Below are 13,322 nucleotides of genomic sequence, written 5' to 3'. Positions count from 1 at the left end.
GCCACGAGGACACCATGAACGACACCCTCGCCGTCGACGCGCCGTCCGCGCTGCGGTACGCACGCACCATCGCCGACCTGCCCAGCCCGAAGGGCCACCCTTTCGTCGGCAACGCGCTACAGCTGGCCGGACGCCAGATGCACCAGAAGTTCACCGGGTGGGTGCGCGAATACGGGCCGATGTTCCGGCTCGACGTGCTGGGCCATCCCGTGGTCATCGTCTCGGACGCGGCCACGGTGCACGCACTGCTGCGCGACCGCCCGGAGGGATTCCGTCGCGCCGGCGGCCTCAAGCAGGTGATGAGCGAGCTGAACATCGGCGGGGTGTTCATCGCCGAGGGCGAGGCCTGGCGCAAGCAGCGCAAGCTGGTGATGAGCGGGCTCAACGTGGAGGTGATCCGGCACTTCTTCCCGACCATGGCGGCCATGACGCAAGGCTTGCACGACCGCTGGACGACCCGTTTGGCGCAAGGCCAGCCGATCGACCTCAAGCGCGATCTCAAGGCGATGGCCCTGGACATCATCGTCGGGCTCGCCATGGGGCACCGGATCGATGCGGTCAACCACGACGGCGACCCGTTGCAGAAGGACATCGACCGCCTTTTCGACCGGCTCGGGCAGCGCACCACCGCCGCGTTCCCCTATTGGCGGCACGTGAAGCTGCCGGCGGATCGCGCGGCGGAACGGGCGTCGGCGGAGATCGAGACGAAAGTGGTGGCGTTCATCCGCGACACCCGCGAACGGATGGACCGCGAACGCAAGCCGTCCACGATGCTCGAAGCCATGATCGTCGCGGCGGAGGATCCCGACTCCGGCTTCACCGATGAGGAACTGGTCAGCAACGCCATCCTCAGCGTGGTCGGCGGCGAGGACACCACCGCCAACTCGATCGGCTGGATGGTCTATCTGCTGGCCCGGCATCCCGAAGCGGCCGCCGCCTTGCGTGCCGAGGTCGATGCCGTGCTGGGTGACGCCACGCTGCCACGGGAGTGGGAGCAACTGAAGCTGTTCACCTACCTCGACGCCGCGCACAGCGAAACACAGCGGTTACGCACCGTGGCGCCTTACATCGGACTGACCAGCAACGCCGATTGCGTCGTCGCCGACACGTTCATCCCGAAGAATACGGCGGTGATCGTCGCCACGGCGGGCGAGGGCTTCGACGACACCCTGTTCCCCGAGGCGGCCGCTTTCCGGCCGGAGCGCTGGATCGCCGAGCACCGCCCCAAACGCGAGGAGGACCCCGCGCGCCGGGTATTTCCGTTCGGCGGCGGCTCGCGGCTTTGCCCCGGGCGATTCCTCGCGCTGACCGAGATCAAGATGGTGGTCGCCATGATCGTGCGCAACTTCGACCTCACGCTGGAGCCTGGCGCGCCCGAACCCACGGAACTGCTGAATTTCTTCATGGCACCGAGTGCCGTCCCCGTGCGCCTGGCACCGCGCGCGCTGAACCGGGAGGCCTCCCGGTGAGCCGTGCCGATGCGACCTCGAACCTCGTCCTGGCCCGGCGCATCCTCGACGTGTCGTTGCCGCTGATGGGCTCGATGATCGGCAACCTCGTGCTGATGCTCGTGGACCGCATCTGCCTGGCCCGGTATTCGAGCGACACGCTGGCGGCCTCCGGTCCCGCGGTCTACACGGCGATGGCGATCGTCGGCTTCTTCGTGGCGGTGGTCGGCTTCTCGCGTTCGTGCGTCGCCCAGGCGTTCGGCCGTTCCGGGCACGACGAAGCGGCTCACCAGGCGGCGCTGGGCATCGCGGTGGGGCTCGTCCTTGCCGCGGTGCTGATGCTGACCGCACCGCTGCTGGCGATGATCCCCTCGTTGAGCAGCCGTCCGCCCGCGTTGACCCGGCTGGAATCGCAGTTCCTGTTCGGGTCGGCGTTCTTCGGCGCCGGCATGACCTTCAACATGGCGCTGTCGTCGTACTTCAACGGCATCGGGCGCACGCGCATCACCCTCATCGCCGGGCTGGTCGGGCAGGCGGTGGGCGTGTTCATGACCATCGGTCTGGTGTTCGGCCGCTTCGGGCTGCCCGAACTGGGCATGCGCGGTTCCGCGCTGGGCACGCTGGCCGGTACGCTGGCGATCACGGCCTGCTACCTCGCCTACGTGCCCGCCACGGTCTGGGCGAGCTTTCGCCGCCTCGTGTTCCACACCGGGATCCGTGTGTCCGAACTGGCGCCGCGCCTGCGCAAGGGCTTCGCGTTGGGCGTGACCGCGGGCGTGGCCAACTTCGGCAATGCGATCTTCATCTGGGTCATGGCCGGGCTGGGCGCCACGGCGCTGGCGGCGAACAACGTCAACCTCACGGTGAGCTACCTGGGCGTGATTCCGTTGCTGGGCCTGGGCATCGGTTGCAGCGTGCTGTGCGGCAACGCGCTGGGCCGTGGCGACTTCGACCAGGTGCCGCGCATTATCGGCGTGTCGCTGGCGATCGAACTGGCCTACGTCGTGGTGACCGCGTTCGTGCAGATCGCGATGCCGGACGTGTTGCTGGGACCGTTCGGTCTTGCAGGCAAGCCGCCGGAGATCCACCATGCGTCGGTCGCCACGGCACGGGTGCTGTGGACGTATTCGCTGGCATTCACTTTTTCGATGACGGGGCAGGCCGTGCTGGAAAGTTTCGGGATCACGCGCTTTGTCTTCGGTGTGCGTTTCGCCCTGATGTGGCTGCTCAGCATCCCCACCATCTACGTGATGAACCAGGCGCACGTGGGCGAGCCGGACTACCTCCCGACAGCGTGGGTCATCGGCTCCAGCTTCGAGGCGGCCATCGGCGTGCTGTACTTCTGGCGCATCGCGCGGGCCGTGCGGCATCGGCAGAACGAGATCGTGCTGGCCCGGGCCGTGGCCTGATGTCCGGCGAGGGCGACGTGCGGCGGATGCCGCTGGCGGGGCATCCGGGCCATCCGCCGGATGCCTTCCTCATGGCGTTCGATCCCAGCAGTGGCGACGACCACGCGTTCGTCCGGCACGGCATCGCCTGTCCGCCCTCGGTACGTCGCAGCGTCGCGAAGCGCCGTGCGGAATACCTGGCGGGGCGCCGAGTGGCGGCCGCCGCGTTGCGCGACGCCGGCAGCGAGGTCGGCGACCTCATGATCGGCCCCGACCGGGCGCCCGTCTGGCCTCCGGCGTTCACCGGCAGCATCACGCACGCCACGGGACTCGCGGCCGCGGTGGCGATGCCTTCGCGCCCAGGTTGGGGCATCGGCATCGACCTGGAACACGTGGCGACGGACAGCGCGCTGGAGGCGATCGCCCAATCGGTGGTCGACGCCAATGAGCGGCGGGCGCTGGACGGGCTGGCGAGGATGCTGGGTGAGGCGACGGCCCTGACCATCGCGTTCTCGGCCAAGGAAAGCTTCTACAAGGCCACCGCGGCCACCGTGGGACGCATCTTCGACTTCAGCGCGCTGAAGGTCGTGGCGGCGTTGGTCGGCGAAGGGCAGCTGACAGCGGAGGTGGCCGAGCCGTTGGCAGTGTCCTTGCCGGCCGGCTTGCGCTTCACGCTGGGCTTCACGACGATCGCGCCGTCCACGGTCATCACCAGTTGCCTGTGGCGTCCCGCATGACGACCGGGGCGTCCAGGCGCAATCCCTACGTCGACGTGTTGCGCGGCCTGTGCATCCTGGTCGTGATGCTGCTTCACTATGCGCTGGCCTACCGGCTACACGACAGCCCGCTCAACCGGTGGGTGTCGGTGGATACGCTGAAGACGATCTTCTTCAACGGCAACTATGGCGTGTCTGTGTTTTTCGTGATCTCGGGGTTCCTGATCACGCTGAACACGATGAGGCGCTATGGCGATCCCCGCGACACCGACATCGGCCATTTCTACAAGCTGCGCTTGTTCCGGCTTTACCCGTCGGTGGTGCTGGCCCTGGCGATCATCACCTCGCTTGGGCTGGCCGGCTGGACACGCTTCGTCAACGCGAACCCGCATACCGATTTCGGCGACGGCTTCTTCGTCCTCGGCAACCTGTCCGTGCTGACGTTCTGGCACAACCTGCTCATGCAGCGGGTGGGCTATTTCAACTACGCGATGAACGTCTATTGGTCGCTTTCGGTGGAAGAGGTGTTCTACCTGGTGTATCCGCTGCTGCTGGTGTTCGTGCGCAGGCGTGGGATGCTCATCGCGCTGGCGTTGGCCGGCGTGGTCGCGGCGCCGGTCTATCGGGCGATCCATCGCGACGACGAGCTGTTTTTCATGTACGGCAACCTGGCCTGCCTCGACATGCTCATCTACGGCTGCGCGGCCGCCGTGGTGGCGGAGCGGGCGCGACTGTCGCCCAAGGTGCGGCAAGGCATCGCTCTGTTGGGGTTGATCGCGATGGGCTGGGTGTACATGCGCGGCATCGGCGGTCACGAGGCATGGGGCGCCACGCAGATCGGCCTCGCGGCGGCGGTGTTTCTCGTGGCGGTTCATCATCTGCCCGCGCGTCGCTGGGCACGACGGGCCATGGCACCGCTGGCGTGGCTCGGCTCACACAGCTACGAGCTCTATCTGTTCCACATCATCGTGCTAGGAGCGATCCAGCAGGCGCTGCCGAAGGCGGCGATGACCACGACGCTGAAGCTTCCCGTGCTTATCTTGTTCCTGGCGTTGTCGGCGCTTGCTGCGTGGGCGGTGGCACGTTTCTATGGCGACCCGCTCAACCGCTTGCTACGACGGCGTTATGCGCGGCGGACGCGCGGTACCGCGCAACGCGCCGTGCCGGCTGGGGAGGACGTGCTCGCGCGGCAGGACCCCGGGTGACCCGGGGTGGGCCAGGTGCACCGCACGCGGTGCACCTGGCCCCGCCGGATCACGCGTCCAGGCCTTTCCAGGCGTGGCGTTCGGCCATCGCCAGGGCGAGCTTGGGGCTGCGGCGGGCGACGCGCTCCCGGACTTCGCGTTCGGCACGGATCGTCGGCCACGCGGCGAGGTAGTCTTTCAGCACGTCAGCGTCGCAGGCGTAGCGCGCGAAGGCATCGGCAGTGGCCGAGCGCAGCGCCACCGCGCCGTTGTAACCGCCGAAGCCCTGCGTGGCGCAGATCGCACCGCCGTCGGCCATCCCTTCGGACGGCTCGGCCTGGAGGGTGAAGTGGCCGGCGACGTCGGCGAGATCGGGGTCGAGCCGACGCAACGTCGGCACGCCCGGCGCCTTGCGGCCCAGCACGAACTGCAGCGCCTGCGCCACGGCCTTCAGGCCCGTTTCGCCCATGGTGTGGCCGTCGCCGACCGCCTTGGGGGTGCCGACGAAGAGCTTCGGCAGGTCGCCCTCCAGGCCCTGGCGCTGGGCGGCACCGCGCAGGCCGGCCAGCGCCGTGCCCAGGTCGGTCTTGGAGTTGGTGCGGGTGCCGGTGGCGTGCGCGGCGAGGTAGTGGAAATCGTGCACGCCGTAGCCGTGCCCTTCGTAGGCCATGTCGAGCGCCTGCACCAGGGCGTTTTCGCCGCCGAAACCGACACCGGCGAAATGCGCCTTGCCGCCGGCCTCCGCGCTCTGGCCCCAGCCGACGATGATCGAGGTGATGTCCAGGTGGTGGCGCAGGGCGAAGTCGAGCGTGGTGACCAGCAGGCCCGAGCCGCCGTGGCCCACGACGGTGCCGTCGGCGTCGATGTCGAAGGGCGCCAGCGAGTCGTGCACGCTGCGCACGACGCCGTCGGCATGCGCGGCGTTCTTCGCGGCGAGCTTGTCGCCGGTCATGAGGGCGCCGCCGCCGAACGCCTCGAGGATGCCGTAGGCGGGTTGCAGCGCGGCATCCGCCGCGGTCCACAGCACCATCTTCGGCTTCTGGAAACCGGGGTAATCGAACAGCAACTGCGGCGCGACGTCGGCCAGCGCCACGAGGCTGGACGCGCACGCGCCCACCGCGGTCAACGGCGTCTGCGGCACGCGCATGAAGCCGACGTTTTCCGAGCGCAGGGACTCGCGCAGTTCGGGGTTCTTCAGCACGCGACTGATGCCATACGCGGGCGAGAGCATGGTGGAAACGAGCGCGGGGCCATGCGAACCCAGCGAGTGCGCGAGGCGCACGGCGAAGGTGTCCTTGGGGAAACCGCCTTCGGGCAGCGGCGCGTCCGGACGCAACCACTGGCCCAGGCCGTCGAGGCCGCCGAACGCCGTGGCCGAGGCCACGCGGAACGCGAACGGATCGCTGACGATCTCCGGCAGCGGACGCGGCAGGCCAGCCAGCGCGCCGAGCGCGCCATACGCGAAAAGTTGCGATTGCAGCGACGGGCTCAGCAGGGGGTCGTTCTGGAACAGGCCGTGCATTTCTTTCAGCCGCGACGCGCGGATGTCTTCGAAACGCAGGCCGGCGAGGCGGCGCAGGCCGACGGTTTCCAGGTCGTGCGGCAGGGGCGCGGCGATGTCGGTCACGACGCGCGGCGCGCGTTCGCGCACGCCGGGCACATGACGAATGCCGCTGTTTTCGCGCAGGGCATCGCCGTGCAGGCGTTCGAGTTCGTCGAGCGACACCGGCTGACCGGCGTGGTCGCCGTCGGCCCAGCGCATGCCGTCGCCCGCGTGCGCGGCGTTTGGATCGAGTTCGACCAGCCCGGCGTCGAACGCCGCGAGCGGCAGCCATTCGTCCGATCCGGCCACCCTGGCCTGGTAGGTTTCGGTAGAACCGACGGCCGACATGCTGCATGCCGTGCCGACGGTGACGAGGACCTGATCGCTTCTCAACATAGTGGGGCGGTACCTTGATGCCTGACCCCTCAGTATAGGCGCTTATCCGCCCGGACGCGTGGCTGCGGGCTTTTGCCGCGTCAGCGCGTCGAGCTCGACGACCTCGGCGATGGCCTTCATGCCTTGGGCATTCGGATGGAGATGATCGCCGGCGTCGTACGCCGTGCGCAGCCGCTGCGGATCGGCCGGGTCGCGCAACGCCTGGTCGATGTCCAGCACGCCGTCGAACGCGCCCGCGTCGCGGATCCACCGGTTGACCGCTTGGCGGATGCCTTCTCCCTTGTCGCTGAAATAACCGGCGCCCTTGTACGGCAACAGGGTGGCGCCGAGGATGCGCAGGTGCGCCGCGTGCGCGCGGGCGATCAAATGGCGGTATCCCTCGATGAGATCGTCCGCCGTAAGCGGGCGCCCGCCGGGCCCGGCGTCGTTGCCGATGTCGTTGATGCCTTCGAAGAGGATGACCGTGCGCACCCGGGGCAGCGAGAGCACGTCGTGATCGAAACGGTGCAGGGCGCTGAGCCCTTGTGTGGGGTTGGGGGCGTCGGTCAGCACGCGGTTGCCGCCGATGCCCGCGTCGATCACCGCGAGCGGGATGCCTGCGGCGGCAAGGCGCCGGGCCAGCGCATCCGGCCAGCGCGCGTTGGCGCCGATCGGCGTGTCGTACCCGTCGGTGATCGAATCGCCGAAGGCCACCACCGTGTCGTGGCCGGGCGCGACAACCGTCAACGCCGACAGCTGGTACCACGAGGTGCTTTGGGCGGTGAACGCGGCCGCGTCGAGGTCGCCCGCGTGATCGCCGGCGTCCGACGCGCTGGCGTATGTCGTGTCGAACGCATCGTGGTGGAAGGTCGAACTGTCCACCGCGTCGGGCAGGTAGAGGCTCACCAGCAGGTTGCGTTGCGTGGTGACGGTCATCCGCACCGGATCGGTCCATACCTCGCCACCGGGCGGCAGGGTGAAGCCGGTCTTGCCGTGCACCGTCAGCGGATGCAGGGAGCCGGGCGCGACAGCCGCCTGCGACGATTGTTCGCCGAGCGTCGCGTGCCCCACGTGGAGCGGGGCGGTGCCGCGGAGGTTGGACAACCGCACGCGCGGCGCGGCGCCGTCCGCCGAGGGATGCACCACCATGCGCAGCGTCTGCGCGCGCAAGGCCGGCCCGCCGGCGGTCACCGACGGGGCCCAGACGGCGACGCGCCCGGAGGCGTCGTCGGCCAGGGCGGCGTGGCACGGCCACAGGCCCAGAAGAAGCAGTGCGATCCGTTTCATAGCAGCACCTTGCTTTCGCCGCGACGCAGCGTGAGGGAAGGGGAACAGCCTTCGCGGTACCGACGACGTGCCGTCTTCGTGAGTCATCGTGATCTCTCAGTCGGCCTGTCTGGTTTGTCGATGGATTTGTACGACAAATATGAAGCTAGGCGCGACGCGCTCGGGCTGTCAACTAAAAACTCACGCCCAGCGGCCTGTCGCAGCGATAGGCATCGTTCATGCGCGCCACGTCGCGCGGGGACAGGTGCCGTTCGGCGAGCGCTTCAGGGGCGAGGCTACGCAGCACCTCGACGTCGATGCAGTGGTGGTTCGTGATACCGAACAGACGTTGCGTGGTGCGCAACACCGCGCCGAGGCCTTGGGACGACGGATCGGTCAACACGATGCCAGGCGCTCGCGGGATGTCCGATCCAGGAACATCGGGGCGGCGCGGCTGCTGTGCGCCTTGCAGGCGCGCGCCGAAACCGCCGTCGCCCAACGAAGGGAGGGGCGCCGCCACAGGAGGTAGGGCGGGTGGGGAATCCTTACGCGGCAAGCCGGTGGGTAAGGGGGCACGGACGCCGTCCTTGGCGCGGGAGGTTTCGTGATGATCCGCAGTAACGATCGCCGTCCGGCCGGGTGGGACGTGCGTTCCGCCGCGAGGGGAATGATCCTGTGCCTTTCGACGAACCGAACGTCGAGTACATCCGGGGCGTATAACGGCGCGGCGAATCTCTCGGACACGGGGATAGCGGGTCGGAGCATCCATGCCACGAGGCAAAGGTGCCCACCCAGCGCGATCGCCGTGGCTATGACCCGGCGGGTGTCGATGCGGCCCTTCGCTGTGCGCACGCCGTTCCCTCCCTGCGGTCTGCACGCTCAGACCCGGAAGGGAAGGAAAGGTTTCCGCTGACGTCAGAGATCGAACGACGCCGAAACGTAATACGTGCGCGGCATGCCCTGGGTCAGGTAGCCACCGTTGGCCGAGGCCCAGTACCCCTTGTTGGTGAGGTTCTGCACGGTGAGCCGGAACGTGACCGGCACGCCTTCGAGGTGGGCCGTCGTGCGTGCGCCGACGTCGTAGGTCGTCCAGGCCGGTACTTTCAGCTGATTGGCGACGTCGAGGTATTGCTTGCCCGTGTGCACGGCGCGGGCACTGACGGTGATGTCCGGCGTATGCGGGATGTCCCATTCCACGCCTGCATTGGCCTGGAAGCGCGGCACGCCGATCGCGTCCTTGCCGTCGTTGACGCCGCCCTGCGTCTTCACCTGATCGGGCTGGATGTAGTTCACGCCGCCGAGCAGGCGCACGCCATCGGTCGGCTGACCGAACACGCTCCACTCGACGCCGCGGTTACGCTGTTCGCCATCCACCACGTACGTGTTGCTGGCGGGATCGACATACGCGCTGGGCTGCTTGATCTGGAACAGTGCCAGCGTGCTGCCGAAGGTGCCCGCGTCCCACTTCACGCCGACCTCGTTCTGCCGGGACTTGTACGGCGCGAACACCTGGCCGGCGTTGGTCACCGGGCGGGTGCCGAACACCACCGGCGCCTCGCCGCCCTGGCTCAGCGCTTCGATGTGGTTGGCGTATACCGACCACTGCTCGGCCACACGGTAGTTCACACCCACGACGGGGCTGGTGGCATAGCGGTCGTATTCGGCGTTCTTCGCACCGTCGACGCCGTTGGTGGCATAGGCGTAGCCAAGCACGTGCAGCTTCTGCCGCCGCGCGCCGAGGGTGACCTCGAGCCGTTCGTCCATGAAGCCCAGCGTGTCGGACACGGCCAGGCTGCGCAGCTGGGTGCGGCCGGTGATGCCGGGGTCGCTGATCGGGCCCACGTCGTAGACGAAACCCGGCACCGACACGTAGGACGGATCGTAGATGTTGGTGTTGATCACGTGCGGATCGGTAAAGCTCGACGAGCCCGCGTACGCGGCCTTCTTGCGAAAGCTCAGCGCCGAGAAGCCGACGTTCACCCGGTGGGTCACCTCACCGGTATCGAACCGGGCGTTGAAACCCGCGTCGCCCGTCGCGGTATCGGCGATGTAAGGCACGGTAAAGCGCGATTCGGTGGCGGCGCCGCTCACGTCGACCAGCGTCGGGCTCACGTAGTCGCCGAATTCGTTGCCGTGGTGCGCACCGGCCGCCATGTAGGCGGTGAGCCAGGGCGCGATGTCGTACTCGGCGCGCACGACGCCGAAGGTGTCCTCCAGCGACGAGTTGGACCAGGGCTGGGCGTAGTTGGTGCTCGCCGAGGGGGCCCGCGGCACCGACGAGAGGCCGCTGGCATAGACCACCGCGCGGCCGCCGGTGATCACCTGCTTCTGGTAACCGAGGTCGGTGGTGACGCGCAGGTCGTCGCCACGGTAATCGAAAGCGACCGAGGCCGCCGTGACGCGGCGCTTTTCGCCGTCGATCGACGTGCCGCCCTCGCGGTGCACGGCATTGATGCGCACGCCGAAAGCGTCGTTGGCACCGAAGCGGCGGCCGATGTCGGCGCTCTCACCGATCTGGCTGTCGCTGCCCCAGTCGAGGCCGACCCGCGTCAACGGCGTGTCATCCGCACGCTTGGGCGCGATGTTGATGTTGCCGCCGATGCCCGAGCCGCCCGGGCTGATGCCGTTGAGGAAGGCACTGGCGCCCTTGAACACCTCGACGCGGCTGACCAGTTCGGGCGCCAGGAGCTGGCGGGGCAGCAAGCCGTAGAGACCGTCGAACGCGATGTCGTCGCTGTAGATCTGGAAGCCGCGGACGGTGAAGACCTGGGAGAAGTTGCCGAAGCCGAAGCCGGTGCGCACGGCCGGGTCGTTGCTGACCACGTCGCCCAGCGAACGTGCCTGTTGGTTGCGGATCAGCGTATCGGTGTAGCTGGTGAGGGCGAACGGCACGTTCATCGCGTCCTGGTTGCCCAGCACCCCGAAGCGTCCGCCCCGGGCGACCTGGCCCCCGGCGTAAGCGGCGGTGGGCGCCACGACGTTGGCCTCCACCTGCACGCCCGAGAGCGTGGTGCTGTTGTCCCGGAGGGTTTTCTGCTCGTCGACGGCGTCGGCATGGGCCGTCGAGGCGGCGATGACGGTGGTGAGCAGGGCGAAGCGGATCGACGTGGAAAGCGCGCGATGGCGAGCGGAACGGACGGGCATGGAGATTTCCTGGGGGCCGGAGCCCTGAACACGTATGCAAATGAGAACGACTCGCAATTATGGCATCGGCGGGCGCCCGTGCCTAGATGCGCGATGTCGCTGGGAACTAGCGGCGTGAGGCCAGGCGGCTGGCGACCAGGGCGACGGTGAGGGCACTGAGCGTGAGTTCGCCCAAGGCATAGACGCTGCCCAGTGCGGGCCCGTCGCGGACGATGGCGAGCACGAACGATGCCGTGAGGCCCGTCCACCCGAGCGCCTTTAGCCGGCGCGACGCGCGGGCCGACAACGATGTTCCGAGCACGTCGCGCTGATGCCGGCCCATGCCCAGGCACAGAGCCGCGAAGCCGGCGATGGCGGTCAACAGGCAGAGCGGCATCATGCGAGAGCCTTCGGCGTCTGCCGCGGCCGGGGCGTGGGTCCGGGTGGACGCCGCCACGCGCGCCAGGCGGCGAAGGCAAACCCGGCGGCGGCCGCCAGCATGCTCATATCGAAGGCGACGAACACGCCATCGCCCTGGCGCAGGCTCGGCCACAGGCCGCGCGACGTGGTGAGCGCGTTGACGGCGGGCACCGCGAGATAGGCCAGCGCCGCAGCCGCCATCGCTTCGACCCACGCCCGCCGCACCGGGCGCAGCAGCGCATAAAGGGCGAGCACGCCCCAGCCGATGAAGAGCGCGTTTGCTTCCCAGGCGGCCCGGTGCGGTATCCCCGTCGCCAGCAGGCGATTGGCGAGAAAATACGTGGCGATGCCGAAGGGCAGGCCGGCGATGGTCGCCACGTTAAGCCGTTCCACCAGCCGGAAACCGACGTGCGGCCGGTTGGGATCGGGCAACTGGAGCCGGCGCTTGGCGGTCCACAGCACCAGACCCGTGGCGACCATCGCACAGCCGAGCAGACCGCAGGCGACATAGAGCCAGCGCAGGGCGAGCGGCGCATAGCGCCCGGCATGCAGGCCCACCATGACACTTTCGGTGAGTGCCGCCGCACCGTGCGTGGGAGGCGGGCTGCGCATGCGCCCGGTCGTGGCGTCGAAGCTCACCGTTTCGCCGCGGGTCGCCATGGACACGGCGGTGCCACGGGTGATCCTGACCACCGCGTTCGCGTCGCCCGGCAGGAGGACCGCGACGAAGCCGGGATCGGCGCCCTGCCAGCGTTGGCGGGCCTGCGCGAGCATGCCCGCGATGGGGGCCATCGGCGCGACCCGGCCCGACCGCGTCGGGAGTCCATCGGGGCCGGCGAGCGCGCGCTGGTAATCGGACGTCTGCGCATACGCGGCCGTGATGCCCCAGGGCATGTACACCCGTTGCAACGTCACCAGGCCGGTGTAGGTGATCATCAGGTGGAACGGCAGGGCCAGCACGGCGCCGAGGTTGTGCGCATCCAGCCACGAGCGTTGCCCCTTGCCCAGGCGCAGCGTGAAAAAGTCCGCGAAGATCTTCTTGTGCGTGATGACGCCGCTGACGATCGCCACCAACATGAACATGGCGGCGACGCCGACGATCCAACGCCCCCATTGCACGGGGATGTAGTGCAGGTCGAAATGCAGGCGGTACAGCAGCCAGCCGCCGGTGGTGTCGCGGGCATCCACGACCTCGCCGCGGCCGTTCACCATGAACGCGTGGTCGCGCCACTGCAGGAAGGTTTCGCCTTTTTCCTTCCAGTAGCCCATGGCGGCCACCGATCGCGCGTCGGGCAACTGGATGGACCAGGCTTCGGCGCCCTGCGCATGGCGTTGCAGGTAGTCGACGGCGCCTTGCGCCGAGGCCGTGAGGTCGCGCTCGCCGGTGATCTCCGGCTGCATCCAGCGGGTGATCTCGTCCTGGAAGTACGCCGTGGTGCCGGTGACGAACACCAGCAGCAAGAGCCAGCCGAACAGCAGGCCGGCCCAGGTATGAAGAAAGGCCATCGACTGGCGCAGGCTGCCCTTCATGCGGCACCGCCGCGCATCGACAGATAAAGGGCCAGGGCCGGGGGCAGGCCGCACACGCCGAGCCAGATCCAGGCGCGCGCCGCGCTGCGCACGGCGAAGGCCATGACGGCGATGGCCGCATAGATGGCGAATGAGGCGATCATGCCGGTGGTGACCGCGTCGGTGCGATCCATCGGCAGCCAGCGCGCCATCGCGGCGGCATAGGCGGCCGCGGTGGCGTAACCCCCGACGAGTGCGACGAACACGCGCGAGAGCAGCGATAACGGAGCGGGAAAAGCAAAGCGCATGGCGACCGGCGGAGCCTCGTGGGGGACGGAGGTGGCCGACGT

Annotated in this window: 11 protein-coding genes; 4 read left to right on the top strand and 7 right to left on the bottom strand. The window is 68.6% G+C overall.

From position 1 onward, the window contains the following. Positions 1 to 14 precede the first annotated feature (14 nt). The 4 genes from PI246_RS16380 to PI246_RS16365 are packed head-to-tail and all read left to right on the top strand — an operon-like array spanning position 15 to position 4,757. Positions 15 to 1,469 carry a cytochrome P450 gene (locus PI246_RS16380; protein ID WP_320552394.1) on the top strand — a complete coding sequence of 485 codons (1,455 nt, stop codon included), beginning with the start codon at positions 15 to 17 and terminating at the stop codon, positions 1,467 to 1,469. After that, entirely contained in the window at positions 1,466 to 2,857 is a 1,392-nt protein-coding gene (locus PI246_RS16375) for an MATE family efflux transporter (RefSeq protein ID WP_320552393.1), read from the top strand. The genes PI246_RS16380 and PI246_RS16375 overlap by 4 nt, the downstream gene beginning before the upstream one ends. Next, entirely contained in the window at positions 2,857 to 3,573 is a 717-nt protein-coding gene (locus tag PI246_RS16370; protein WP_320552392.1) for a 4'-phosphopantetheinyl transferase family protein, read from the top strand. The genes PI246_RS16375 and PI246_RS16370 overlap by 1 nt, the downstream gene beginning before the upstream one ends. Continuing rightward, on the top strand, positions 3,570 to 4,757 hold the full coding sequence (locus tag PI246_RS16365; RefSeq protein WP_320552391.1) for an acyltransferase family protein: 1,188 nt from the start codon (positions 3,570 to 3,572) through the stop codon (positions 4,755 to 4,757). The genes PI246_RS16370 and PI246_RS16365 overlap by 4 nt, the downstream gene beginning before the upstream one ends. Before the next feature lie 49 nt (positions 4,758 to 4,806). Here PI246_RS16365 and PI246_RS16360 read toward each other — a convergent pair whose 3' ends face one another. The 7 genes from PI246_RS16360 to PI246_RS16330 all read right to left on the bottom strand — a co-directional run bounded on the left by PI246_RS16360 (position 4,807) and on the right by PI246_RS16330 (position 13,280). Beyond that, positions 4,807 to 6,675, bottom strand: a complete 1,869-nt coding sequence (locus PI246_RS16360; protein WP_320552390.1) for a hypothetical protein — start codon at positions 6,673 to 6,675, stop codon at positions 4,807 to 4,809. Between the two features lie 42 nt (positions 6,676 to 6,717). Further along, positions 6,718 to 7,941 carry an SGNH/GDSL hydrolase family protein gene (locus tag PI246_RS16355; protein WP_320552389.1) on the bottom strand — a complete coding sequence of 408 codons (1,224 nt, stop codon included), beginning with the start codon at positions 7,939 to 7,941 and terminating at the stop codon, positions 6,718 to 6,720. A gap of 172 nt (positions 7,942 to 8,113) precedes the next feature. Beyond that, complete coding sequence (locus PI246_RS16350; protein ID WP_320552388.1) at positions 8,114 to 8,323, bottom strand: hypothetical protein; 210 nt, start codon at positions 8,321 to 8,323, stop codon at positions 8,114 to 8,116. Positions 8,324 to 8,835: 512 nt separating this feature from the next. Further along, positions 8,836 to 11,064: a TonB-dependent receptor gene (locus PI246_RS16345; protein ID WP_320552387.1), complete on the bottom strand. Its 2,229-nt coding sequence runs from the start codon at positions 11,062 to 11,064 to the stop codon at positions 8,836 to 8,838. Between the two features lie 106 nt (positions 11,065 to 11,170). Continuing rightward, positions 11,171 to 11,443 (bottom strand): DUF3325 domain-containing protein, encoded by a 273-nt coding sequence (locus tag PI246_RS16340; protein ID WP_320552386.1) that lies wholly within the window; start codon positions 11,441 to 11,443, stop codon positions 11,171 to 11,173. Beyond that, positions 11,440 to 12,993, bottom strand: coding sequence for a PepSY-associated TM helix domain-containing protein (locus PI246_RS16335; protein ID WP_320552385.1), 1,554 nt, complete (start codon positions 12,991 to 12,993; stop codon positions 11,440 to 11,442). Before PI246_RS16335 ends, PI246_RS16340 begins: the two co-directional genes overlap by 4 nt. Beyond that, positions 12,990 to 13,280, bottom strand: a complete 291-nt coding sequence (locus PI246_RS16330; protein ID WP_320552384.1) for a DUF3649 domain-containing protein — start codon at positions 13,278 to 13,280, stop codon at positions 12,990 to 12,992. Before PI246_RS16330 ends, PI246_RS16335 begins: the two co-directional genes overlap by 4 nt. Positions 13,281 to 13,322 lie beyond the last annotated feature (42 nt).

Source organism: Luteibacter sahnii (genome assembly GCF_034063545.1).
Taxonomy (GTDB): Bacteria; Pseudomonadota; Gammaproteobacteria; order Xanthomonadales; family Rhodanobacteraceae; genus Luteibacter; species Luteibacter sahnii.
Note: the sequence above shows the minus strand (reverse complement) of the source record. Positions and strands in the feature narration are given on the sequence as shown.